Raw genomic sequence first — 24,814 nt, forward strand, 5'->3', positions numbered from 1 at the left:
GAAAAAAAACGGAGACATGTTCTCCGTTTTTTTATACGTGGGATTTATACAATCTCTTGCGCATACTGCCAGAGTGATTTCAGCAGCATCAGCTTTTCTTTGTTGTCCGCATATTGCTGACTCAGCATCTGTAATTCATTGGCATAATTTTGCAAAAACTCCGGCGTGAATACCTGACGACGATGGTCCAGCCAGCGTTGTTGTTCGGCTTCATCCAGCGTTCCGGGGAAGTTACGCGCGCGGTAATTAAACAGCAGTTTTTCAATGCGTTTATCAACAAAGGAGATATCCAGCGCCGGTAAATTGCGCGGTTCGGTTTCCAGAACGATTTTCATCGCGGCGCGGTCGGCATCGCTGAAAAAGCCGTTGTACAACTGGGCGTCTACGTTATCAGATGACACAAAGGGTTGTGCATCGGCGAAGATAGCCACGACTTTGTCGCGTACCTGAGGGTTTTCGCGCAGAACCTTGAGATTGTCCAGGCATTGCTGGCGGTTAATGCCAAGACGATCGGCATCTTCCGGGCGCAGAGTGTTCGCTTGTGCCAGGACCGGACATTTGTTGATGTGCACCAGTTTAACCGGTACAGCGGGGTTATCTCCCAGATCTGCCTTAGCGGTGTAGAGCCGCTCACGCAGCGCGTCGCTGTCCAGCTCGAGCAGCGGCGAAATATCACCGGCTAAGTCGACCATAATCACCGCGTTGCGATTCTCCGGGTGCCAGGCCAATGGTGCCACCCAACTGGTGTTACCGCGCCACGCGCCAAACATACCCGAAACATGAACCAACGGCTTCATTTGCGGGACATCAATCAGCGCGGCCAGCTTGTGCTTATTACGATGGCTGTAGAGATAATCAAACAGACGCGGCTGGCGCAACTTCACTAACTGTGCCATCGCGATCGTGGCGTAAACGTCGGCCATCGCATCGTGGGCATTGGCGTGTTCAATACCGTTGGCTTTGGTCAAATGCTCCAGGCGAAAACTGGGTAAGCCGTCGTCGTTTTCCGGCCAGTTAATGCCTTCAGGACGCAGGGCATAGCAGGCGCGCATCACATCCAGTAGATCCCAGCGTGAATTATCGTTCTGCCAGCTCCAGGCATAGGGATCGTAGAAATTGCGATACAGAATGTTGCGCGTCACCTCATCATCGAAGCGCACGTTGTTATAGCCCAGGATACAGGTTTTCGGCACGGTGAACAGGGCGTGGATGCGCGCAGCAAAAGCGGCTTCATTCTCTCCCTTTTCACGTGCTTCCTGCGGGGTGATTCCGGTTATCAGCACCGCCTCAGGCTGCGGCAGATAGTCGTCTGCGGGTTTGCAGTAAAAGACTTCAGGTTCACCGATGATGTTGAAATCGTTATCTGTGCGGATAGCCGCAAATTGCGCGGGCCTGTCCAGCGCCGGATGGGTACCAAAGGTTTCGTAATCGTGGAAGAGAAAACCAGGTTGCTGCTTGCCGTCATTCATTGTTCAGTTATGTCCGGGATCAATTTAGCGCTCGGCCAAGAATACCAAAAAATAGCGAGGTAATCAGCAATGGCATTATCGATGCTGGATGGCGCACGCAATAAAATTGCGATGAATGCGGCTTTAATAGAATTGAATAATAAACTCTGTGTTATTAAAGGAAATTACTGGAATAAATTTTCTGAAATTTACGGGCTGGAAAATAATCTAATTGATAACCATTATTGTTATTTTTTTCTGTTAGTTTGTTGTTTCTGGAAGTTTTAAAAGTCTTTTATAAACAATAGGTTTTTATAATCTTGAATTGACGACTTCATATTGTAATGAAATGTGAGTGAGGTTAAAAATTAATAATTTAAACGCCATATAATCATTGGATATATCTAATAACAGGAGGTTATATGAGCATTAGTCGGCGTAATTTTTTGCGAGGAGTGGGCATCGGTTGCTCAGCCTGCGCGATAGGGAGTTTCCCGCCAGGCGCACTGGCGCGAAATTCTCCACAGAGCATTAAGGGGAAAACATCCCTGACGCCAAGTTTGTGCGAAATGTGTTCTTTTCGCTGCCCAATTCAGGCGCAGGTAATTAATAATAAGACGGTTTTTATTCAGGGGAACCCTAATGCGCCTCAGCAGGGGACGCGAATCTGCGCTCGTGGTGGCAGCGGTGTTAGCCTGGTCAACGACCCACATCGTATTGTTAAACCCATGAAGCGCACAGGACCTCGCGGGAGCGGTGAATGGCAGGTCATTAGCTGGCAGCAGGCGTATAAAGAAATTGCTGAAAAAATGACGGCAATAAAGGCGCAGTATGGTCCGCAAGGGGTCGTATTCTCTTCCAAATCCGGTTCGCTTTCTGGTCATTTATTTCATCTGGCAACAGCATTTGGATCGCCAAACACCTTTACTCACGCGTCGACGTGTCCTGCCGGAAAAGCCATTGCCGCGAAAGTAATGATGGGCGGTGACTTAGCCATGGATATCGCCAATACCCGATATATGGTCTCTTTTGGCCATAACCTCTATGAAGGCATTGAAGTTGCCGATACGCATGAGCTAATGACCGCGCAGGAAAAGGGCGCCAAAATGGTCAGTTTCGATCCCCGTCTGTCCGTCTTCTCCAGCAAGGCGGATGAATGGCATGCGCTTAAACCGGGCGGCGACCTGCCGGTGTTAATGGCCATGTGTCACGTCATGATTAATGAAAATCTGTATGACGCAGACTTTGTGGCACGCTACACCACCGGGTTTGACCAACTGGCAGAAGCAGTACAAGAAACCACGCCGGAATGGGCGCAAAAGCAAGCGGATGTGCCTGCTGATGTTATTGTCCGGGTCACCCGCGAAATGGCCGCCTGTGCGCCTCATGCTATCGTCAGCCCAGGCCATCGCGCGACGTTTTCGCAAGAAGAAATTGATATGCGGCGTATGATTTTTACCCTCAATGCGCTGCTGGGTAATATTGAGCGTGAGGGTGGCTTGTACCAGAAAAAAGCCGCGGCAACCTACAACAAGCTGGCCGGAGAGAAGGTTGCTCCTGTGCTGGCAAAACCCGATGTCAAATTACCCAAACCAGCTGCACAGCGCATCGATCTGGTTGCCCCTCAGTTTAAGTACATTGCGGCGGGCGGTGGCGTGGTACAAAGCATTATCGACGCTGTGTTAAATCAGACGCCTTACCCGGTGAAGGGCTGGATTATGTCCCGTCACAATCCCTTCCAGACGGTAACCTGTCGGCCAGATCTGGTTAAAACCGTTGAACAGCTCGATCTGGTGGTCAGTTGCGATGTCTATTTAAGCGAAAGCGCGGCGTATGCCGATTATCTTTTGCCTGAATGTACTTACCTTGAGCGCGATGAAGAAGTCTCTGACATGTCGGGCCTGAATCCGGCCTATGCCCTGCGCCAACAGGTTGTTGAACCTATAGGCGATGCACGTCCGAGCTGGCAAATCTGGAAAGAACTGGCCGTGCAATTAGGTCTTGGGCAATTTTATCCCTGGCAGGATATGCAGACGCGACAACTGTTCCAGCTCAATGGCGATCATGCACTGTCCGCTGAACTGCGTCAGAAAGGATATCGTGAGTGGGGTGTTCCGCTGCTGCTGCGTGAACCTGAAGCGGTGCGTCAGTTTGTGGCGCGCTATCCGGGCGCTGTGGCGGTTGACGGCGACGGCACCTATGGCGAGCAACTGCGCTTTAAATCCCCGTCGGGAAAAATCGAACTCTACTCTGAGGCGCTGGAAACGCTTCTGCCTGGCTACGGCATTCCGCGCGCCCGCAATTTTGCCCTCAAAAGCGACAATGAACTCTATTTTATTCAGGGAAAAGTGGCGGTACATACCAATGGCGCGACGCAATATGTGCCACTGCTCAGTGAGCTGATGTGGGACAACGCGGTGTGGATCCACCCACAAACGGCCCGCGAAAAAGGGATTAAAAACGGCGATGAGATCTGGCTGGAAAATGCGACCGGCAAGGAAAAAGGCAAAGCGCTGGTCACGGCCGGAATTCGACCCGATACGCTGTTTGTTTATATGGGATTTGGCGCCAAGGCGGGAGCCAAAACAGCGGCGACGACGCACGGTATTCACTGCGGTAATTTGCTTCCGCATGTTACCAGTCCGGTTTCCGGTACGGTGGTACATACCGCTGGCGTTACGCTCCGTCGGGCATGAGAAAGGAGAACATCATGAATCAATCAACAAACCCTTATGTCATGCTGCATGACGAGAAACGCTGTATTGGCTGTCAGGCGTGTACGGTTGCCTGCAAGGTACTGAATGACGTGCCGGAAGGATATAGCCGCCTACAGGTGCAGATCCGTTCACCCGAACATGAACCCGAGGTGCTGTCACACTTCCAGTTTGTTCGCGTTTCCTGTCAGCATTGTGAAGATGCGCCTTGCGTCAGCGTCTGTCCTACCGGCGCTTCATTTCGTGACGAAAATGGCATTGTGCAAGTGGATAAGTCTCGCTGTATTGGTTGCGACTACTGCGTTGCCGCTTGTCCGTTCCACGTACGCTACCTCAACCCGCAAACGGGGATTGCCGACAAATGTAACTTCTGCGCGGATACTCGCCTGGATAGTGGTCAGTCACCTGCCTGCGTTTCCGTTTGCCCGACGGATGCGCTGAAGTTTGGCCGTCGCGACGACCCGGAAATTCAGCATTGGATAAATCAAAAAGAGGTTTATCGCCAGCAGGATACGCGCAGCGGCCCGGTAAGTGTCTATCGGCGTAAAGAGATCCATCAGGAGGGAAACGTATGAATTCTATCTGGGGAGCAGAGCTTAGCTATGCGCCAGACTACTGGCCGCTGTGGCTCATTTATGCAGGCGTTGTTGTCGTGCTGATGATTGCGGGCCTGGTCACGCACGCGTTGTTGCGTCGGATGCTGGCGCCCAAAACGACAGCCGGAGAAGAGCATCGGGACTACCTCTATTCGCTGGCGGTCCGCCGCTGGCATTGGGGCAACGCGCTACTCTTTATCCTGCTACTGCTGAGCGGTTTGTTTGGCCACTTCTCAGTCGGACCGGTGGCATTGATGGTGCAAATCCATACCTGGTGCGGTTTTGCATTGTTGGCCTTCTGGATTGGCTTTGTGTTAATAAACGCAACCAGCGGCAACGGCTGCCATTATCGCGTGAAGTTAAACGGGTTGATATCACGCTGCCTGCTGCAAACGCGCTTCTATCTGTATGGCATCATGAAAGGCGAGCCGCACCCGTTTGCCGCAACGGCAGAGGACAAATTCAATCCGCTGCAACAGCTGGCCTATCTTGCCATCATGTACGCGCTGGTTCCGTTGCTGATCATCACGGGGTTGCTATGTCTTTACCCGCAGGTGATTGGGGCGGGGCCGGTGATGCTGGTGCTGCATATGGCGTTAGCGGTTGTGGGCTTACTGTTTATCTGCGCGCATATTTACCTGTGCACGCTGGGCGACACGCCGGGGCAAATTTTCCGCAGTATGATCGATGGCTATCACCGCCATCGCAGCCATCACGAAGAGACTGCGCCGCGTAAAGGGTAGTTCCGGACGAGGCTTGTCTCTGAAAATCTTTCCTGATAGCAAGAAAATGTGCCTTATGTCACATTTTCTTGCAATTTATCCATGTTTGTTCGACAGAACTTCCGTAAAAAGAACGGCTATTTCTCCCTTTTCTGAGGACATGCTGTTGAAACGCCGTTTGTTTATTGCCGCTTCACTATTCACGATGAGTTTTACGTCCGCCTGGGCGAATGATGCCGTAAGCTTCGCCCCACAACCTCCGGCGATCGCTGCCGGGGCGTGGGTATTAATGGATTACACCACGGGCCAAATTCTGACAGCCGGTAATGAACACCAGCAGCGCAATCCCGCCAGCCTGACTAAGCTGATGACCGGCTATGTTGTCGATCGCGCAATCGACAGCAACCGTATTAGTCCGACAGATATTGTCACCGTCGGGCGCGATGCGTGGGCGAAAGATAACCCGGTATTTGTCGGTTCATCCCTGATGTTCCTGAAAGAAGGGGATCGCGTTTCGGTACGCGACCTCAGCCGTGGATTAATCGTTGATTCAGGAAATGACGCTTGTGTGGCGCTGGCGGATTATATCGCCGGGGGACAACCGCAGTTTGTCGCGATGATGAATAACTATGCGCAAAAGCTGAACCTACAGGATACCCATTTTGAAACGGTACATGGCCTGGATGCGCCGGGTCAGCATAGCTCGGCGTACGACCTGGCCGTGCTGTCCCGCGCTATCATCCACGGGGAGCCGGATTTCTACCATATGTACAGTGAGAAAAGCCTGACCTGGAACGGCATCACGCAGCAAAACCGTAACGGCTTGTTATGGGATAAAACCATGAACGTTGATGGCCTGAAGACAGGGCACACGTCCGGCGCCGGGTTTAACCTGATTGCTTCCGCCGTTGACGGGCAGCGCCGCCTGATTGCGGTTGTGATGGGCGCGGAGAGTGCGAAAGGGCGCGAAGACCAGGCACGTAAACTGCTGCAGTGGGGGCAACACAACTTTGATACGGTGCAGGTTTTGCGTAGCGGTAAGCAGGTTGGTACTGAACGGATCTGGTATGGCGATAAAGAAAAAATCAGCCTCGGTACCGAGCAGGATTTCTGGATGGCCCTGCCTAAGGCGGAAGTCCCTAACATCAAAGCAAAATATGTCCTTGATAAGAAAGAACTGGTTGCGCCAATCGCCGCGCATCAACGTGTGGGGGAAATTGAACTCTACGATCGCGATAAGCTGGTGGCGCATTGGCCTCTGGTTACGCTGGAGTCCGTTGGCGAAGGCGGCGTCTTTTCGCGTCTGAGCGATTATTTCCACCACAAAGCGTAGTTTTCCCGATGCGCCAGGCTGGCAAGAGTGCGAATCTGCTCACATAATAATCACTGTTTCCTTGTGGCCGACATAGCTAAAAATTACACTGTATATAAATACAGTGTAACAGTGGAGGTTGTATGGAGTACGAGATAAAGCAGGTTGATAAACGCATGATTGCCGGTTTCCATATGGTTGGACCATGGGAACAAACGGTTAAACAGGGTTTTGAGCAGTTAATGAAGTGGGTCGACGGTAAACAGGTTGTGCCATTGGAATGGATAGCTGTTTATTACGACAATCCTGACGTGGTTCCAGCAGAAAAACTGCGCTGTGATACCGTGGTTTCTGTGCCTGAAGGTTTTGAAATACCGGAAAATAGCGAAGGGGTGATCCTCACCGAGCTGGCGGGTGGCGACTATGCTGTAGCCGTAGCGCGCGTTGAAAATCATGATTTTGCGACGCCGTGGTATCAGTTTTTTGAGCGCCTGATGCAGGATACGACTTATACGATAGCCGCTAAACCCTGCTTTGAAGTTTATATGAACAATGGCATGGAGGACGGCTACTGGGACATTGAAATGTATGTGCCGGTGCAACCGAAGTAACTGCTTAAGGTGTAAATCAGGATGATGTTTTCACCGTAAAACAGGTACAATTCGCTTCTTTGCTATTCCCTGACGGAGTGCATGAGTGCGTGCAGATAAGTCACTAAGTCCTTTTGAAATTCGTTTGTATCGTCATTATCGTGTGGTGCATGGTATTCGCATTGCGCTGGCGTTTCTTCTTACTTTTCTGTTGGTACGTCTGTTTAACATTCCTGAAGGTACATGGCCTCTGATCACGCTGGTGGTGATTATGGGGCCAATTTCTTTTTGGGGTAACGTTGTTCCCAGAGCGTTTGAGCGTATAGGCGGAACTATCCTGGGCTCGGTGCTTGGGTTGATTGCCCTGCGTCTGGAACTCTTTTCGCTTTTGCTAATGCTGATATGGTGCGCGGTGGCGATGTTTCTCTGCGGCTGGCTGGCGTTGGGTAAAAGGCCCTATCAGGCGCTGTTGATTGGCATCACGCTTGCCGTGGTCGTGGGGGCGCCTGCCGGAGATATGAATACCGCGTTATGGCGCGGTGGCGATGTTATTCTGGGGTCGTTACTGGCGATGCTGTTTACCGGCATTTGGCCGCAGCGGGCATTTATACACTGGCGTATCCAACTGGCGCATTGCGTAACGGGGTACAATCGGGTTTATCAGGCCGCGCTATCCCCTAATCTGCTTGAGCAACCGCGGCTGGAGAAGCATTTACAACAGCTCTTAAGCGACGTTGTCAAAATGCGTGGGCTCATCGTTCCTGCCAGCAAAGAAACCCACATTCAAAAATCGATCTTTGAAGCTATTCAGACGGTTAATCGCAATCTGGTCTGCATGCTTGAGCTGCAAATCAATGCGCTTTGGGCCAGCCGCACCAGCCACTTTGTCATGCTGAATGCGCAAACTTTGCGTGAAAATCAGCTCATGACGCAGCAGGCGCTACTGACGATAACCCACGCTTTGTACGAAGGGAATCCGCAGCCGGTGCTAGCCAATACGGAAAAGCTCAATGACACCGTGGCGGAACTACGCCAGCTCATTGCTGAACAGAAAGGCGATAATGTCGCTGAAACGCCCATTCACGGCTACGTTTGGTTGAACATGGAAATGGCGCGGCAGTTGGAGTTACTCTCACATTTAATCTGTCGCGCGCTGCGCAAATAAAGAGCAGATGAGGGGATTGATTCTGCTGCTGCTTCGATTCAGCAAAGAATAGAGGTATGATACTGAAAAAGGCTAAAACCATTGGTAACTGCAATGGCTTACCCTCGATAATTCAGGTTTCAACCATGCATTGTCAATGCAGATGCAACTTGAAGTATGGCGGGCATGAAAGTAATGTTGACCCACTTTAGCCGTTGTTTTAACGAATCCGAATCTCACATTATCAGGGGTGTAAAAATGGAAACTACCAAGCCTTCTTTCCAGGACGTGCTGGAATTTGTTCGTCTGTTCCGTCGTAAAAACAAACTGCAACGTGAAATCCAGGACGTTGAGAAAAAGATCCGTGACAACCAGAAACGCGTTCTGCTGTTAGACAACCTGAGCGACTACATCAAGCCTGGAATGAGCGTGGAAGCGATTCAGGGCATTATTGCCAGCATGAAAAGCGATTATGAAGATCGTGTTGATGATTACATCATCAAAAATGCCGAGATCTCTAAAGAACGCCGCGATATCTCTAAGAAGCTGAAAGCGATGGGCGAAGTGAAAAACGCCGAAGCGAAAGCCGAGTAACGATTATATCTTTGTTCGGGTCGCTGCATAGCGGCGACCCTTATTGCAGTTCGACCCCGCCAGTAACCATCCGCAACAAATGCTGTTCCGGCCAGTGAGCCGTTAGTTTTTTCTGCGCCAGCATCCATTTAATGTAATCCACATCATGTCGCTTTCTGTCCAGCATCAGCCCAACTACGCTGCCGCTGTGCGCGACGTTGACGCCGTATAAATCGCATTCTTCTACCAGCGCTAACAGTGAATCAAAATCCGGTTTTGGTAACAGTAACTGGCTGGCGATCGCGCTAAGCGTAGCGGCTTCTCCCAGGCGGTAAGGATTTTGGCTGATACAGGCTTCCTGCACTTTTTCCCATGCCCGTTTTAATGCCGCTGCTCCCGCCTGCAGGCCGGAATGACGCGGAATACGGTGATAATCCGCGGTACGTAATGTTTCCGGACTTTCTAGAACCAGCAGATCGAGTTGAGGCTGAGTTTCACAGGCTATTTGCGTGGAGGCGTTGTTATGATCGAAAAGAGTAAGCTTCCGAAAAACGGTGCTGTCGGTCGGCTCCAGCGAAACACAAAGCTGCGCCAGTGCCGGTTCGTCCAGTTGATGGCCCAGGTAATGCGCCGTGGCGATCGCCGTGGCGGCAATATCCGCAGTGCTGCTGGCCATCCCTTTAGCGACGGGAATGGTTGACTGAACATCAATTCGGATATCCTGACTAAGATGCGCCGGGTACTGCCAGTGCTGTAATAACCTGTCTACCATCGCCCGGGAAAGTGGACGTTCGTCCGTTAGCGGTGAGCCTGAACTGACCTCAACGGTGCTATACCATTCGACCGGGCAGGAGACCAGTTTCTCACTGCCCAGAATCCAGCCCTGGATAAGTTCTCCGCACGATGCGGGACATTGCGCAACAGCCACGTCTTCACCTTTGTGTTCAGCAATCCTCGGCGCATAGTGTCATGGCGATCGCGCTATTACCATGATTTGCCGCAATTTGCGGTGTGGCAATATCAGGCGGGAATGCCCAATGTCACAGTTTCTGATATCGCTAAACGCATAACGTCCTGAGCTATCATTAACTCTTCATTGGTATTAATCACCGCCACTTTGACCACCGCATTTTCCGTCTGAATAAAGGTGGCGTTACGCTGATTTTTTTCTTCATCAACGGCCAGACCTAAGAAATTCAGGTTGTGACAAATTGCGGTGCGGGCCCGTGCTGAGTTCTCGCCAATTCCTCCGGTAAACACCAGCGCATCCAGGCCGCCCATCTGCATAATATAGCTGCCAATAGTGGCGCGAATCCGCTCGGCAAAAAGCGTCAACGCCAGTGCGGCCTGGTGATTGCCCGTATCTGCGGCATGTTCAACATCACGATAGTCGGGTGAAATACCAGAAACGCCGAGCAATCCAGATTCATTGTTGAGCAATTGGTTGAGCTGCTGGGGAGTTTTGCCTTCACGCAGGGCAATCCACGGCAAAATGGATGGATCAATATCGCCACTTCGCGTGCCCATCATTACGCCAGACTGCGGCGTAAAGCCCATTGATGTATTTACCGAATGCCCGCCTTTGATAGCACAGATGCTGCTGCCGTTGCCCAAATGACAACAAACAACGCGCAGGGCGGTGAGCGGCACGCCCAGTTTTTCAGCCAGCTTAGCGCTGACGTACTTGTGGCTGGTGCCATGAAAACCATAGCGACGAATACCCAACTCTGAATAGTAGCGCCAGGGCAGAGGATAGATGAAAGAGGGTTCATCAAGGGTCTGATGAAAAGCCGTGTCAAAAGCCGCAACGGCCGGCGTATTTGGCAATAGCTGGCGAAATACCGCAATTCCCAACGCATTTACCGGGTTATGAAGCGGTGCCAGTTCCGCAAGGCGTTCGATTTCCGCCAGCGTTTCATCGGTTACCAGCGCGGAATCTTTAAAGGATTCTCCGCCGTGGGCGACGCGATGGCCAACGCCGTCAATCTCTTCCAGACTGCTGATAATATTGTGACTGAGCAGTTTTTCCAGCAGCAGCGTCACTGCTTCACGGTGATCGGCTACGGGCAAAGTTTCCTGCCATTTCTGCGCTGGTGCTTTTAGGGTGACATGCGCATCAGACATACCGATACGCTCGATCAGTCCCTGGCAAATCATTTCACCCTGTGGCATCGCCAGTAGCTGAAACTTAAGCGAGGAGCTGCCTGCATTAATGGCCATTATTTTGTGAGACATGAAGGTTCCTTTGCATTCAGAAAAGTGAACATCTCATCGACCCCGGTATTCTCCAACGCGCTGGTGACAAATACTTTTTGTGCGCCAGCCTGAACTAACCAACTCTCCACAAGAGAAATACGCTGCGGGTTAGCTAAATCGGCTTTGGTGACGAGACCGATAACGGGACGGTTCATGGGACCTGTAAAACCTGGAGAAAAAGGTGACCATGGCGCGTCAGCATTCAGAACCAGCGCGATAATGTCTGCTTCACAGGCGCTGACCAGCAGCGCGCTGTACAGGCAGCGGTTTTCGAGATATTCACCCGGTGTGTCTATTGCCGTAGGAGACCAGACTATGGCCTGGGTCTTCTGATAGTGAAGCGCCTCTCCCCGCATGCACTGCGTGATCGACGTTTTACCGCACTGGCTGGGGCCAATTAACATTATGCGTTTCATGCTTTACGTCCGGGTGATGGGGCAAGCGGTAAAACGCATCATTTCGCCCAGCGTTCGGGTTACCTGTTTCAGCGCGTACTCAACGGCGGAAACATCGCCAGTCAGTACCACCGCGCCGGTAAACCGGTCGAGAAAGCCAATCTCTACCGCCCCGGATTTCGTGGCGATATCACAGGCGATGATTGAGGCTTCGCTAGGGGTAATGGTCAGAATACCGATTGCGGAAACTGAATCTGGTAATCCCAGTTTCATGAACAAATCTTTACCTGGATTGGCGATAAGATGCGCCAGCGTGACCTGCTTGCCTGGAACATATTCCTGAATCATTCGATCCGTGGTGGGTTGTCTTTCCATTATCCCTCCACCATTTGTCGCCACATGCTTTCATGCGGGCGAGGTATGACCGAGCGGTAAACCAGCAGGCCTTTTTCACCCGCACTTTCACTGGCAACCGTTACCGCGTTATTCACATCCGACACATCGCCGGCAACGACCATGTAGCACTTGCCGCCAATACCAAATGCCATATGGACGCGAACCAGCGTGACGTTGGAGGCTTTAACCGCCCGGTCGGCGGCGCAGATGCAGGCAGCAACGCTCCATGTTTCGACAATGCCAACTGCCTGACGCTTATCCACGCTGTTTAGTCCGCTGATTGCGGGAAGTACGCTGGCATGAATGTTGGGGAGTACCAAACTGTCAACGAGCATATCGCCAGCCAGAGATGTTCCAGTGGCTATCGCCTGTTGTACGGCACCTACGTCACCACCGAGCATGAGCAGAAATTTTCCCGGGCAGATGGTCTTGCTGACCAGTAAATTCACATTCGCGCTTTTTAACATGGCATCGCCAGCTTCCATTCCTTTGGCAATGCTGGTGAGTTCTAAAATCCCTATAGCCTGAGACATGATTAACCTCTAATTACCGTGATGGATTGCTCAGTGATTTCGCTGACAATACCGTCAATACTGGCGTGAACAGGCGCGCCTAATGCACCGGACGGCACATCGGCAACGCATTGACCGCGAACAACGCGTTCACCTTGCTGTACACATGGGGTGGCGCTGGCGCCAATATGCTGGCGTAGCAACAGCGTCGTTTTATCTGTGGAATAATCAGTCTCAGCCAGTGGCGCGTCGTGATACCAGTCGCTAAGACCCAGTTTGGTGATAAGGCGTTTAACCGGGATCAGCCGGTACTTCGCCATTTCATCCTCAGGATTTAGCGGCCCTTCATATCGATGGTTGAGAGCCCGCAGCTCGCGTTTAAGCATGCGGTTGATTCGCATCGGTGATATCCCAACCGGACAGGCTACGCTTTCACACACATTGCATTCTGAACAGGTCAGGGCTGTGAGCAGCAGTTGCGGCGTGGCCGCCTGCTGATAATTCACCGCACGAACCAACAGGTGCGGGGATAATTCATGGCCGATCAAATGCCTTGGGCACAAATCCGTACACAAACGGCACTGCTCGCAAACGGTTTTTGCTACTGAAAGCACAGTGCGTTCATCCTGCATCCGCCGCTGAATCAACGCATGAGACTTAGGCAAAACCAGCAGGCCCCCGGTGGTCTTGCTGACTGGGGTATCCAGTGAAGTAATCAGGCCGCCCATCATCGGACCACCGTTGATAAAGCCGGGATCGTCAACGGTTGCGCCGCCGGCCAACGCCAGAACATCACGTAAAGACATTCCGATAGGGACAGTGAGAGTGATTGGTTTGGCGACTGCGCCGTTAACGGTCAGGGTACGACGCGTAACGGCGTACTGTTGCTCAACTGCTCTCGCGATGTTGAGCACGGTCTGGACGTTATTGACTACTACGCCGACGCTAACAGGCAACGCGGCAGGCGGAACTCTCCGACCTGTTGCCATCCAGATGGTCAGAACCTCATCACCTGCCGGGTAGACATCAGGCAAAATATGTAAGCGGATCCCGGCAGGCAGAAGGGGCGTTAACGCCTTGATCGCTTTTTGGTATTTCTCTTTGAGCGCAATAATTCCGGCACTGGCTCCGGTAGCCGTCATGGCATATTGAACGCCGCGGATAAGTCGCTCAGCCTGGACGGCCATTAACTGCTGGTCAACTTTCAGCATTGGCTCACATTCCGCCGCATTGACCAGAAATGTATCGACCTGCGCCTGTAATTTTACGTGAGCAGGAAAGCCCGCGCCTCCTGCCCCGACAACACCCGCTGCGCGAACGCGTTCGCGAATTGTCTGCGCATCATAAAGCGTGGACTCTGCCGTCATGGCTGTCTTCATAATAATTCCTCAAGCAGTTCCTGCATGGCACTGGCGTCGGCAACACGCGGATTGGTTTGCAGGGTGACGTCAGCCAGCGCGGCCTGAACCATCGACGGTATACGTTGTGACCAGGCTTGCTTTCCATCTTTAAGCGCGTCAACAAAAGAAGGTAACGCACACTGTTTTTTGAGTAGCTCGATATGACGAATAAGCGCATTCAATGCCGCTGTATCGTTCGCGTTATCCGGGCATAAGTGACAGGCTTTAGCGAAACGGGCATAGCGCTTAGCAGCCCGCGGATCGCGGGCATTAAAATGAATGACATGGGTCAGCAGCAGCGCATTGGCAAGTCCGTGCGGCAGATGAAACTGACCGCCCAACTGATGGGCAATCGCATGATTGATCCCCAGTCCAGCCTGACTGAATGCCATTCCCGCGAGCGTTGAGGCGTTGTGCATTTTCCCTCTGGTTGCCAGGCATTCGCCTTTACTGACGGCGACAGGCAGGTACTGGAAGACGATTTGTGCCGCTTTTTCAGCCAGCGCGTCAGTGAAGTCGCTGGCTTTTGTGGACACGTAAGCCTCCAGCGCATGCGTTAACACGTCCATGCCGGTATTTGCGGTTATGGCTGGCGGAACGCTGACGACCAGCGTCGGATCAAGGATGGCCATGTCCGGATAAAGCGCATTATTGAATAATGGATATTTAATGCCTTTATCCGGATCGCTAATCACGCAGGCGCTGGTGACTTCCGAGCCTGTGCCGCTGGTGGTAGGGATAGCGACACAGGTTTCAATTTCAATACCGAACTGTCGGCTGAACCAGACGATGGCTTTTGCAGCGTCCAGAGCTGAGCCGCCACCAAAACCAATGACGACATCTGGTCGCAGGGACTGCATTTGCGCAATCCCATGTACTACCGTGTTAATGGTAGGATCGGGAGTGATGTCGCTGAAAATGCTGATGCGGTTATCCGCTGGCAGAGCGTCGCGCAGCTTTTCAATCAGGGGGGAGCGCGCGAGAAAACCATCGCAGATAATCCAGATATGCTTATTCGTGAAGCGCTTGAGCACATCCAGACTTCCCTGGCCGCTGTACAATCGAGTTTGCAGTGAAAAGCTTTTCATAACGGCCCCATTAGCGAATAGAAAAACCGTTTGTCAGCACGCAACGACGAGAGCGTGCGAAAGTGCGCGCAGATGTTGTTCCCTCGCCAGTTGGCGTCGCAATGGTGAAAGTAGTAAAGCCTTCACCACCCACGCCAATCCCGGCGTAAGAGGGGCCATTTTTCACAAAGATGGAGGTCTGAAGCGTGCGCGCGGCAAGGTTCAAACGTGACACATTCTGCGAATGCATAATGGCGGTGTGATGCAATCCCTCTTCAACCTTGAGGGCCAACGTTAACGCGCTGTCAAAATCGCTCACCGTGACGACGGGGAGCATTGGCATCAGTTGCTCGCTGGTCACCCACGGGTCGTCAGCCTTGACGATGCCTATCAGTAATCGAGGCGCTTTTGCCGGAACCGGTATTCCTGCTGCTTCCAGTAAGATTGCCGGGCTTTTACCCACCAGTTTTTTATTGGCCACGCCTTCTGGCAGACAGGCTGCGCGCAGTTTGTCTACCTCTTCGTTATTGAGTAGCATCGCGCCAAAAGACTGCATTTGTTGAACCAGTCGTTCAGCAACAGCATCAACAACAATCAGGCTCTTCTCAGCAATGCAGGGGAGGTTGTAATCAAAGGATGCGCCATTGATGATATCTTCCGCCGCCTTAACCAGGTCGGCCGTTTCATCAACAATGCAGGGCGGATTCCCTGCGCCTGCGCCAATGACTTTCTTCCCGCTTTTCATGCCCATAGCAACAATGCCAGGGCCACCGGTAATCGCCAGAACTGCGATTTTAGGGTGCGCCATCATCTGCTGGGTAGCCTCAAAGGTGGGTTCTGTGACCGTGACGACAAGATTGCGAATCCCGCAGCAACGGAAAGCAATATCTTCAATCATGGCAATCAGCTTCAGTGAGACTGCTTTAGCACCCGGATGCGGGCTAAAATAAACGCTATTTCCCGCAGCCAGCATACTGATGCTGTTGTTAATAATGGTTTCCGTCGGGTTGGTGCTTGGGGCGACGGAGCCAATTACGCCAAATGGAGAATACTCAAATAACACCATGCCGCCGTCGCCGGTTAGCGCCGTGGTGGTGAGATCTTCGATACCCGGGGTGTTGTCCAGCGCGGCTTTATTTTTAAGGAACTTATCCTCTTTGTTGCCCATTCCCGTTTCGGCAGCGCTCTCAGCGGCCAGTGAAGCAAGATGAGGCGTCAGTTCTTCGCGCAGGGCGTTTATGATGGCGCTGCGGGTTTTCAATGGACATTGCTGGTAACGCAGAAAAGCCTGATGAGCCGCATCGATCGCTTCGCCAACGGACGGAAAAATTCCGTTATTCTTAACGTCTGTTTTTGCCGGGGCGAGTTGTTCACTCAAAATGTTACGAATAAGGGTTTCAAGTTCTGAAGTATTCATTGATGTGTTCTCACGTTAATCGCCGCAATGGCCGTTTCTGCAATGTCCATATCCTGCTCAACGCTTCCCCCGCTGATGCCAAGACCCCCAAGGAGTAAACCCTCACGCCATAAAGCGTACCCGCCACCAAAGGTGACGACTTTTCCCTGCATATGGCTTTCCAGACCGTAAAGCGCGGCGCCTGGTTGTACCTCTGATGTCAACTCATGCGTGGCGGTTTTCATCGCCACGGCAGTCCAGGCTTTCTTCGGCGCCAGTTCGCTACTGACGAGTAATGCGTCAGGCATGCGCCAGGCCACCGTTTGGGTCCCGTTCGCATCGACAATGCTGATGACGACCGGAACCTGGAGTTCTTCTGCTCTCATTACCGCAGCGCAAGTGAGTTGGTGGAGTTCCTGAAAAGACAGAGACATAGCCGGCTCCCTCGTGGCTGAAGTACGGATGGCGGCAAGATAGCGCTCCGCCACCTTCTGAATAATGTCGTTTTGATGGGCGTCATGATCTTCTGCACGTGCAAGCGCATATAAACAGTCGGACAGGCGATTGATATAACGCATCAGCACGTGTCTGACGGCGATCTCGGTGGAGAGCTCGACCAGTCGCCTCTCTGCGCGACGAGCCAGCGTGCGGGCAAAATGCAGACGGCTGGCGGCTTCACTGCGGCCAGGTAAGATAAAGCTGCGCAGGGGAGGTACCCTGCCCATTGCGGTATCGATGGCGGCTTCCAGTGCTGCAATTTCTTCCGAGCTGATATAACGCTGCTCTGGCGTTGGTTCTTCGCTTTCGCTTGCCAGCTCGGCGCTGAACCAAAAAAGCTGCAGTTGAATGTTTTCAAGTAACTGGCGGTGCTGCGGGTTTTTCGCCGCGCAAACGCACAGGCTAAGCGCCGCATTAAGTTCATCCAGCGTACCGTAAGCCTCGACGCGCGGGTGCGTTTTGCTCACGCGTTGCCCGGTAAAAAGGGCCGTTGTGCCAGCATCGCCGGTGCGGGTATAAATCGCCATAGTTCCTCCTAACGAGAAAGCGTGTCGACAATGCCGACGATAGCCAGGTCGATGGCCTCATTAGGGCCAGAAAAAACGTGTCTGGCGCTGGAGCCGCTGCTGAGCAATACCAGTTCGCCGGTCCCCGCGCCGACGGAATCAACGGCGACTTCATCTCCGCTTAGCGGGGATGCGGGAAGCTCTCCGTCAGCACTCACCCGACGTACCAGCAGCAGTTTCTTCCCCACCAGCGATGGAGATTTTTGCGTGGAAACCACAACGCCTGTAACCCGTGCCAGATGCATAGTTCACTCCTGCTTAATTAATTGAACATTTCGCGTACTGACCGCTTCCTGAGCCAGGGCCGTCACGACACATCGGCGGCGTAGCACCAGTACGCCACCTTTCAATTGGGCAACGTCGGCATAGCTGAGAAGTTTGTCAGGATGCAAAAAAATGATTCGCCCCAGCTCGTCACTGAACTCCAGCGGCAGACGCGCGAGTTTTTTCACGGGGATCGCGGGTAACAATCGATGATGTAGTGAAATTTTCACGCGGACTCCGCATGCCAGCGCCTCGTGAATGGTTACCACCGGCGCATTGGCTGAGCAATCCTCGGCAATTTGCTGCAACAATGGCAGGTCGACCTGCAGGAGGTGGATCGCCGAGTACTGGCAGCATACTTTCCGTGAATCGAGTTCCCGTAACTGCGCGACGCTAAGAGTGAGCGTGCTTTCCGCGCGTTTTTTTAATCGGGAAACAACCTCCTCGATAATGCGTTGCAGCAGTTCGTTGTTCATCGTGGGCTCACCAGTGTGGCAAATGCCTGCGGATTATCAGCACCTGCAGCATTGGCTTCGTCTGTATCGATATGCATCTCAAGGCGCATATCCGGCGAAACGCGTACGGCGACGTTATCGAAAATCAGTCGACGTTCATCGCCATTAATGGCGACCGAGACTTTATCGCCATGGGATACGCGCAGGATCAGGGCATCGAGAGGCGACATATGGATATGCCGTTGGGCGACAATTACCCCGGATGCTAAGTCCAGCTCAGCAAATGGGCTGACGAGGCGAACGCCAGGCGTGCCCTTGATATTGCCTGACATCCGCAACGGAGCAGCAATTCCCAGCGTGCGGGCGTCGGTACGGGAAATCTCGACCTGACTGGTGCTACGCAGTGGGCCGAGTAAACGCACATTTTTTAACTGGCCTTTTGGCCCCACCAGCGTGACGGTTTGCTCTGCTGCATATTGTCCGGGCTGCAGCAGCTCTTTTTTCTCACTAATAGGGTGATTGGGAAACAAGCGACCGTAATCTTCAGCGCACAGATGAATATGACGATTAGAGATCCCCAGCGGAATCGGGCGCTCGCGCATTTCATCCAGAACTTTAGCGACCGTTGTTTCCAGTTGCTGTTTATCCATTACGCTTCACCTCGTTTGCCAGAGTGCAGACAAAGAGTGCGCGGCTCGCCCTTTTGACGAGGGCAGGCAGGATCAAGACACAGATTGCAGCTAATCAGCTCGGCATCTTGCGGCGCTTCAGGTGCTGCCGGGTCTACAAGCATCTCTTCATGCGCTACGGCTGGAGTGAGTTCGGGTGTAGGTTCAGACTCCTGGGTAACGCTATGTGACAGGATACCGTCCCCTGGTCTGGATATGACTTTGTGGGCCACCAGTCCGTCACGTTGTTCAGCGAAACTGACACCGGTGGAAATGGCCGCCTGAACGGAGGCCACATCCCCGATTATCTTGATCACCGTCCAGCCTGAGCCGTTGGTTTTTTCGAGGCCCACCAGCGTGATGGAGGCGGCTTTCGCCATGACGTCCGCGCAACTGATGGCTAATGCCAGACCACTAACTTCAAGTAATCCCAGTGATTGCTTCACGCTGTGCTCCTTGGTTTTAACGCTTATGCGGATTTAGGTAAAATGGCTTCAACGTCGCTGTGCGGACGCGGGATAACGTGGCAGGATTTCACCTCACCAACGGCGCTTGCCGCTGCGCTTCCGGCATCTACGGCAGCTTTTACCGCGCCGACATCGCCGCGAACCATAACGGTGATCAGGCCTGAGCCGATTTTTTCGTAACCAACCAACTGCACGTTTGCGGATTTCACCATGGCATCAGCGGCTTCAATAGCGCCGACAAGCCCTTTTGTTTCAACCAGTCCCAGTGCGTTATTCATACTGCTTTTCTCCTGTGGGTTATGAGTGGCATTCCCGGAACGGAATGCCTTTAACCAGCCGCGCAGCGTTATTACCAATACTGCGACGAGCGTGGTTATCTTGTTGATACGTCAGCGTAAAAAGTGGCGCTGATGTGGGTAAGTTTTTGTAGTGCACGACCAGTTTTTCGCGACTGCAGCCAATGCCAACCAGCAATGGCGATTGGCAGGCAGCCAGCCATGCGTTGTGGATAACGTCAGTTGATTGGCTCTCCTGGATGACAAAGGGGATCCCTTCTTCTTCAATACCCAGCAGCACGTCACTCCAGACGTCAGCGCAGCCAGCAGTGGTGAAGATCACAATGGCGGGCGTGGTGAGATTACTTTCCATGAGCGAACGCCTTGTACCAGGAGAGAATCAGCCCGGTCGCAACCGCATTGCGTGGACCTTCGGTGCCACGAATGTTGCCGCGCCCGGCAACCAGGCGATAATGTGCCAGCGCATCGGTGACCAGCTGTGGAACTTCGAAGTCCAGCGATGAGCCGCCAACCAGTACCACAAAGGGAATATCCCGAATGTTCCCGGTCGGACTCACCTGACGTAGCGCTCTGAGCGCGTTGGTAACGAAAACGCGTTCTTTCGCACTGCGGCGGATGGCCCGTACTTTCTCCAGCGCCAGTTCGCCTGGCAGTGGCACCAGTTCATCGGGTTTTACTACACACACGCGGGCAAAAACCGTTGGTGGGAGAGGCGTGGGGAAGAACTGGACGCTGCCATCTTCGTGGCGAAGATGGAATAAGCTTTCGACTTTTGCCAGCGGATACTTTTTGATCTCTTCAGCGAGATAACGGTCATCCAGCCCCAGTTCACGGGCAATGATCATCGTGACCATATCGCCCGCGCCCGCCAGGTGTGTGGCAATAATTTCGCCTTTCGGGTTGATGATGGAGGCGTCAGTCGATCCCGCGCCGAGATCCAGAATGGCCAGCGGGCGCGTCGTGCCTGGGGTGGTTAAGGCTCCCAGAATGGCCGCTTCGGCTTCGGCGCCGCCAACCTGGACATCAATGTTGAGCTTTTGCGTGATTTCCTGGGCAATCATCGCCATTTGCAGGCGGTCTGATTTCACCATGGAGGCAATGCCGACGGCCTGTTCAAGGGAGAACTCACCGGCCAGGCCACCTGTCACGCTGACGGGAACCGAGGTATCGACCGCCAGCAGATCCTGAATAAAAATTTCGTGGCTGGGTTTGTTGGTTAATTCAGCCATTGTCTGGCGCACATGCTCCAGCATGCCGCCAATATTGGTGCCAGCCTCTCCGGTGACGTTATCCAGTTTCGGGCATTCACCGACCGCTTTCATAATCGCTTCAGCGCCAGCTGCAACGTCGACACGTACAGTACGACCTTGCGACTGTAGCTCCAGATTTCCGGCGGGAATAGCTCGTGCTTTCACATCGCCTGACGGTGTTTTCACCACCACGGCAGAGCGGTTGCCGATCAGCGCCCGCGCCATCGGGACAATGTTTTTAGTCTCCTCGGCATTGAGGCCAAAGACGGTTGCAATCCCGTAGGGGTTAGAAAGCGTTTCAATAACCTTTCCTGGGACCGCGACCTCAATGGCAGCCAGCATACCCAGAGGGATGCGGTCGATATGAAGGACTTCATCGACGATGGGCAGAGGCTGAGTCAGACGATTACTAACCAGAACGCCATCGTCCTGCTGCAAAATTACGCCAGTCAACTGATATCCGGCACGGACGGAAGCATTAATCATCGTGGCGACATCGGCGAAATCAAATGCCGATGACACCACCAGAATGTAGGGGGTATCCGCCGGGCGACTGAGCAGGTCTTCCGGCGTAATCGTGATGCCTACGCCTAACCCGACGCCGCCCGGCGTTTTGGGGTTATGGCCGATCATGGTGGATTCAGTGATGATGGTTTCGGTTATCGTTTCCATCGCCACGTCGCCAATGACCGGGGTGGCTTCGTTAATACGGATGAGCGAAATATCGCTGACATTGATACCGGCGTTTTTTGCCGCCAGCGTAAGCGCCTCCTGGATGCCAAACACATTACGTAATGTGCCCTTAATCCCGGTGGTTTCTGCCAGGGCGCTGCCGGTGATGCTCAGCGCGCCAGACTCATCCAGGGTTGCCAGAGCGACTTCCGTTGATGAGTTGCCTATGTCAATGCCAGCTATATATCGCATGATCCTGTCCCTGAGTTAGTCGTCGCCTTTGAGTTTTTTACGCTCAACGTACAGCGCTGCCGCTTCACGAACGAAAGCTGCACAGATCTTGGCCTGATAACGATTTTCGAGATCGTCGGCGATGGCCATCAGCTCATCTTTCGTTGAGCGGTACGGGCGCAGCGCATTGTAGATCTCAAGAATGCGATCGTCAGGAACAGCAGTTAGCTCAGCGGCGCGCTCGAAGTTCATCGCCAGCCTGTCACGTCCGGCATCTTTGGCGATTTCTGCCTGCAGGCGCAGCGTTTCAGGGGTGATGCGCATGTCCTGCGCCGTCACCTTGTTGCTCAGAACATTTTCAAGCGTGAAATCATCCAGAGTTTTGTTGGTTGCTGTTTTTACCCACTCAGGATGTTTATTCGCGAGAGGGTAATCCGTGACTTTCGCGGTATGTGTTGATGAGCTCGCCGCAGCAGGCGTTACGGACTCGCCTTGCAGGCTGTTCATCCGGCTCAGCACATCCCGAACCATCGATTCAATTGCATCGGTATTCATGGAGTTATCCTTTATTAAAGCGCCACGCGCAGTTCCTGCGGGTTTTTGCCCGTCACGACGTATTTAGTCTCTTTTATGTGCAGAATGGCCGATTTCGCCTGGTACTTAGGACGAGCCATCTGATCATTCAGAGTAGGGACGGGCTGCGGAGATTCACGCTTGGCATAACGCGCGGCGTTTTTACCGATCTGGCGATAGGTTTCCAGCGTCAGAAGCGGTGCCTGAGGGAACAGCTCCAGGTTTGAAAGCGGCGGTAACCCCTGCTGGTGGATAACCGTGGTGCCTTTTGACTGGATGCCGATAGAGATCCCGGAACCGCTCAGACGGTTACCCTCAACGGCGACAAACGCCACATCGGAGGATTTAAAGCAGCGTATAACACGCGCTTTAATACCTTCTTCTTCAATACCGGCAATCACTTCTCGCAAGATATTCTTATGCGGGATCCCTACGATATTGACGGTTTGCGACAGTCCAAACGCCGGACCTACGGCAATTATCACTTCGTCCTGCTGCTGGCCTTGTTTGGCTTCGCCAATCTCGGTCAGAAAACTGTCTCCTTGTACCGCAGCAGCCTGTGGTGCGCTAGCCGTTGTCGATGCGCGGAATGAGACAGGTTTGTCGCTGGTTTGCATTTCAGACAGTACGTCTTCAATTATCTGGCGCAGCAGCTTTTCATTGATTTCCATTTTTCACCCCTTAGCCAAGTTCGTTGGGATCAAGTGCGCCAGGGATGTTTTTGATCTCTTCCCAGCGTTCGCCTTGCAGGCGATAACCTGTTGCCGGACCGGCATAGTCGTTGACGTCATTTACTGCGGATAGCACCTGTCCGTCGCCAACGATAATGGCGGAGGTATGCAGATAATCCCCGGTTAACTTGGCTTTCTGGATGTTGAGCATGTCCTGAGCGACATCGGTAAACCCGCCCTGAGCAAGGGCTTTCACCACTTCCAGACCGTTACGGTTTTTATTGATGATCTCTTGCGCAAACTTGATGTCTTCAACGATGTTTCGTTCAGGCATATCTTTCGAACCGTGGGCGTAGGTCGCAGCTTCCACTTCTTCATCAGTGATTGGCGGTAATCCCATTCCAGCAAAGACGGCCTGTAGTGCGCGCGCCGCTTTATTACGAATGGCGATAACGTCTTCTTCACGAACCGGACGCAGACCCCCATCTACCTTGAGGTCACGCTGGAGAACGTTGTAGTCGTCAAAATCTTCGGCATCCTCGTTCGAACCCGCAAACATGTTGTCGTAGTTCGGTACCGCGGAATAACCGGAAGAGATGAAGTCAGTACCCGGCAGGAACTGCATCAACAGGCGGGCAGTACGACGCATATCCGAGTGGGTAAAGGTTTGGTCGTTGCTGGAAGCACATTCCAGATCCAGAGAAGAGCAGATCAGGTTTTCAGCAAGCACAGCACGAATGCCTGATGGCACCGCGGAAGGCACGCCGATGCAGCTTACTGAACCATTTTGTAAACCCTGTACGCCAGCGGCTTTGGTGATGTAAATACAGCGGGCTTCCAGATAAAGCATCGATTTGCCTTCGGCGTAACCCATCTGAACTTCTGAGCCTGAGCCGGAGGTAAAGCGCATCTTCAGGCCACGTGAGGCGTAGGAAGAGGCGAGGAAGCCTTTCGACCATGGTGTATCGTCGCCGTCGGTAAAGACGGGTTCAGTACCATAGACGGAGATGGTTTCCGCGTAGCAGGTGTGGCCTAGCATGCCGAGTTTAAGTTCGGTTGCTTCTTCCAGCGAGCACTGGGTTAATACGCCAGGGCGTCCAACCTGTGAGCCGACTAACAGCGCAATGGCGTTAAATGGCGCATAACGCGCAACGGCAACGGTTGTTTCCTGTTCGTCAAACCCGCGCCATGCGCCTTCAGCAGCATCAGCGGCAATCTGCACCGGGTTATCTTTAACGTTAGTAACGTGCGCCTGTTGAGATGGTGTACGACGCGCACGCATTTTCTGCATGGCCATCATCATCTCAACGACGTTCATATGGGACACCACTTCGACAATTTTTGCCGGCGTCATTGCGGTGGTCAGCGGCACAATGTCTTTGCGCTTCACGTTAGGGTCGCAAAGCATATTGGCAAGTTTTACCGAGTCCATCGCCATGACTTCTTCAGCGCGTGCCAGGTTAATGCCATAGCGGGCAATAAAATGGTCAATTAAGTCAAATTCACTGGCGGATTTACCGTCCAGTTCAGTGACTGTACCGTTGACGATTTTAATTGACGGCTTGGGGTCGTTCGGGCTTTCCATCGCAATGAAGCCTTCTTCGATCCACTCCTTAACGAAGCCATCCTGATTCACAGGGCGCTTCGCCAGTGCTTCAAATCTTTTCGATCTCATGAATCAG

General features: G+C 52.9%; 27 protein-coding genes. 7 read left to right on the top strand and 20 right to left on the bottom strand.

Annotation, left to right across the window (positions count from 1 at the left end; translation table 11 throughout):
- Positions 1-44: 44 nt before the first annotated feature.
- On the bottom strand, positions 45-1,469 hold the full coding sequence (gene sbcB / locus OGV80_RS23070) for an exodeoxyribonuclease I (RefSeq protein WP_087052569.1): 1,425 nt from the start codon (positions 1,467-1,469) through the stop codon (positions 45-47).
- Positions 1,470-1,870: 401 nt separating this feature from the next.
- On the opposite strand from sbcB, the gene phsA reads away from it, so the two are divergent.
- The 7 genes from phsA (at position 1,871) to OGV80_RS23105 (ending at position 9,120) form a co-directional block, all read left to right on the top strand.
- Complete coding sequence (gene phsA, locus OGV80_RS23075; protein WP_200000822.1) at positions 1,871-4,144, top strand: thiosulfate reductase PhsA; 2,274 nt, start codon at positions 1,871-1,873, stop codon at positions 4,142-4,144.
- Positions 4,145-4,158: 14 nt separating this feature from the next.
- A complete protein-coding gene (phsB, locus tag OGV80_RS23080) occupies positions 4,159-4,737 on the top strand; it encodes a thiosulfate reductase electron transport protein PhsB (protein ID WP_075145980.1) in 579 nt (192 codons plus the stop codon).
- The gene (phsC, locus tag OGV80_RS23085; RefSeq protein WP_200000821.1) at positions 4,734-5,501 is read left to right on the top strand and encodes a thiosulfate reductase cytochrome B subunit; all 768 of its coding nucleotides are present in this window, start codon (positions 4,734-4,736) and stop codon (positions 5,499-5,501) included. The genes phsB and phsC overlap by 4 nt, the downstream gene beginning before the upstream one ends.
- A 139-nt stretch (positions 5,502-5,640) precedes the next feature.
- On the top strand, positions 5,641-6,813 hold the full coding sequence (gene dacD / locus OGV80_RS23090; RefSeq protein WP_043016841.1) for a serine-type D-Ala-D-Ala carboxypeptidase DacD: 1,173 nt from the start codon (positions 5,641-5,643) through the stop codon (positions 6,811-6,813).
- A 122-nt stretch (positions 6,814-6,935) separates the two neighbouring features.
- A complete protein-coding gene (gene sbmC, locus OGV80_RS23095) occupies positions 6,936-7,403 on the top strand; it encodes a DNA gyrase inhibitor SbmC (RefSeq protein ID WP_043016840.1) in 468 nt (155 codons plus the stop codon).
- Positions 7,404-7,488: 85 nt separating this feature from the next.
- Entirely contained in the window at positions 7,489-8,547 is a 1,059-nt protein-coding gene (locus OGV80_RS23100; RefSeq protein ID WP_200000820.1) for an FUSC family protein, read from the top strand.
- 237 nt (positions 8,548-8,784) lie between these two features.
- Positions 8,785-9,120, top strand: a complete 336-nt coding sequence (locus OGV80_RS23105) for a DUF496 family protein (RefSeq protein ID WP_043016838.1) — start codon at positions 8,785-8,787, stop codon at positions 9,118-9,120.
- 40 nt (positions 9,121-9,160) lie between these two features.
- Here the strand turns inward: OGV80_RS23105 and OGV80_RS23110 are convergent, their stop codons facing one another.
- The 19 genes from OGV80_RS23110 to pduC all read right to left on the bottom strand — a co-directional run bounded on the left by OGV80_RS23110 (position 9,161) and on the right by pduC (position 24,807).
- Positions 9,161-10,027, bottom strand: a complete 867-nt coding sequence (locus tag OGV80_RS23110; RefSeq protein WP_075145982.1) for a GHMP family kinase ATP-binding protein — start codon at positions 10,025-10,027, stop codon at positions 9,161-9,163.
- A 92-nt stretch (positions 10,028-10,119) separates the two neighbouring features.
- Complete coding sequence (locus OGV80_RS23115) at positions 10,120-11,334, bottom strand: acetate/propionate family kinase (RefSeq protein ID WP_286515803.1); 1,215 nt, start codon at positions 11,332-11,334, stop codon at positions 10,120-10,122.
- Entirely contained in the window at positions 11,319-11,771 is a 453-nt protein-coding gene (gene pduV / locus OGV80_RS23120; protein ID WP_043016835.1) for a propanediol utilization protein PduV, read from the bottom strand. Before pduV ends, OGV80_RS23115 begins: the two co-directional genes overlap by 16 nt.
- A 3-nt stretch (positions 11,772-11,774) precedes the next feature.
- On the bottom strand, positions 11,775-12,125 hold the full coding sequence (gene pduU, locus OGV80_RS23125) for a propanediol utilization microcompartment protein PduU (protein WP_286515804.1): 351 nt from the start codon (positions 12,123-12,125) through the stop codon (positions 11,775-11,777).
- Positions 12,125-12,679, bottom strand: a complete 555-nt coding sequence (pduT, locus tag OGV80_RS23130) for a propanediol utilization microcompartment protein PduT (protein WP_003030201.1) — start codon at positions 12,677-12,679, stop codon at positions 12,125-12,127. Before pduT ends, pduU begins: the two co-directional genes overlap by 1 nt.
- A gap of 2 nt (positions 12,680-12,681) precedes the next feature.
- Positions 12,682-14,037, bottom strand: coding sequence for a cobalamin reductase PduS (pduS, locus tag OGV80_RS23135; protein WP_043016834.1), 1,356 nt, complete (start codon positions 14,035-14,037; stop codon positions 12,682-12,684).
- On the bottom strand, positions 14,034-15,146 hold the full coding sequence (locus OGV80_RS23140; protein ID WP_080624978.1) for a 1-propanol dehydrogenase PduQ: 1,113 nt from the start codon (positions 15,144-15,146) through the stop codon (positions 14,034-14,036). Before OGV80_RS23140 ends, pduS begins: the two co-directional genes overlap by 4 nt.
- Positions 15,147-15,156: 10 nt before the next feature.
- Positions 15,157-16,542, bottom strand: a complete 1,386-nt coding sequence (gene pduP / locus OGV80_RS23145) for a CoA-acylating propionaldehyde dehydrogenase PduP (RefSeq protein WP_043016832.1) — start codon at positions 16,540-16,542, stop codon at positions 15,157-15,159.
- The gene (gene pduO, locus OGV80_RS23150; RefSeq protein WP_075145984.1) at positions 16,539-17,546 is read right to left on the bottom strand and encodes a two-domain cob(I)yrinic acid a,c-diamide adenosyltransferase PduO; all 1,008 of its coding nucleotides are present in this window, start codon (positions 17,544-17,546) and stop codon (positions 16,539-16,541) included. The genes pduP and pduO overlap by 4 nt, the downstream gene beginning before the upstream one ends.
- A gap of 8 nt (positions 17,547-17,554) precedes the next feature.
- The gene (locus OGV80_RS23155) at positions 17,555-17,830 is read right to left on the bottom strand and encodes a EutN/CcmL family microcompartment protein (protein ID WP_043016830.1); all 276 of its coding nucleotides are present in this window, start codon (positions 17,828-17,830) and stop codon (positions 17,555-17,557) included.
- Between the two features lie 3 nt (positions 17,831-17,833).
- Positions 17,834-18,325, bottom strand: a complete 492-nt coding sequence (pduM, locus tag OGV80_RS23160) for a microcompartment protein PduM (protein WP_087051372.1) — start codon at positions 18,323-18,325, stop codon at positions 17,834-17,836.
- Positions 18,322-18,954, bottom strand: a complete 633-nt coding sequence (locus tag OGV80_RS23165; RefSeq protein ID WP_043016828.1) for a phosphate propanoyltransferase — start codon at positions 18,952-18,954, stop codon at positions 18,322-18,324. The genes pduM and OGV80_RS23165 overlap by 4 nt, the downstream gene beginning before the upstream one ends.
- Complete coding sequence (locus OGV80_RS23170; RefSeq protein WP_087051373.1) at positions 18,954-19,418, bottom strand: BMC domain-containing protein; 465 nt, start codon at positions 19,416-19,418, stop codon at positions 18,954-18,956. The genes OGV80_RS23165 and OGV80_RS23170 overlap by 1 nt, the downstream gene beginning before the upstream one ends.
- 23 nt (positions 19,419-19,441) lie before the next feature.
- Positions 19,442-19,717 (bottom strand): propanediol utilization microcompartment protein PduJ, encoded by a 276-nt coding sequence (gene pduJ, locus OGV80_RS23175; protein ID WP_001057752.1) that lies wholly within the window; start codon positions 19,715-19,717, stop codon positions 19,442-19,444.
- 19 nt (positions 19,718-19,736) lie between these two features.
- Positions 19,737-20,087, bottom strand: a complete 351-nt coding sequence (locus OGV80_RS23180) for a glycerol dehydratase reactivase beta/small subunit family protein (RefSeq protein ID WP_043016826.1) — start codon at positions 20,085-20,087, stop codon at positions 19,737-19,739.
- Entirely contained in the window at positions 20,077-21,909 is a 1,833-nt protein-coding gene (locus OGV80_RS23185; RefSeq protein ID WP_087051374.1) for a diol dehydratase reactivase subunit alpha, read from the bottom strand. Before OGV80_RS23185 ends, OGV80_RS23180 begins: the two co-directional genes overlap by 11 nt.
- A gap of 15 nt (positions 21,910-21,924) precedes the next feature.
- The gene (pduE, locus tag OGV80_RS23190) at positions 21,925-22,443 is read right to left on the bottom strand and encodes a propanediol dehydratase small subunit PduE (RefSeq protein ID WP_043016824.1); all 519 of its coding nucleotides are present in this window, start codon (positions 22,441-22,443) and stop codon (positions 21,925-21,927) included.
- A 14-nt stretch (positions 22,444-22,457) separates the two neighbouring features.
- Entirely contained in the window at positions 22,458-23,132 is a 675-nt protein-coding gene (gene pduD / locus OGV80_RS23195) for a propanediol dehydratase medium subunit PduD (protein ID WP_047410249.1), read from the bottom strand.
- 10 nt (positions 23,133-23,142) lie between these two features.
- Complete coding sequence (gene pduC, locus OGV80_RS23200; RefSeq protein WP_003030249.1) at positions 23,143-24,807, bottom strand: propanediol dehydratase large subunit PduC; 1,665 nt, start codon at positions 24,805-24,807, stop codon at positions 23,143-23,145.
- Between the last annotated feature and the right edge of the window lie 7 nt (positions 24,808-24,814).

Origin of the sequence: Citrobacter sp. Ce119 (genome assembly GCF_030334525.1) — a bacterium.
In the GTDB taxonomy this organism is placed as follows: domain Bacteria; phylum Pseudomonadota; class Gammaproteobacteria; order Enterobacterales; family Enterobacteriaceae; genus Citrobacter; species Citrobacter europaeus.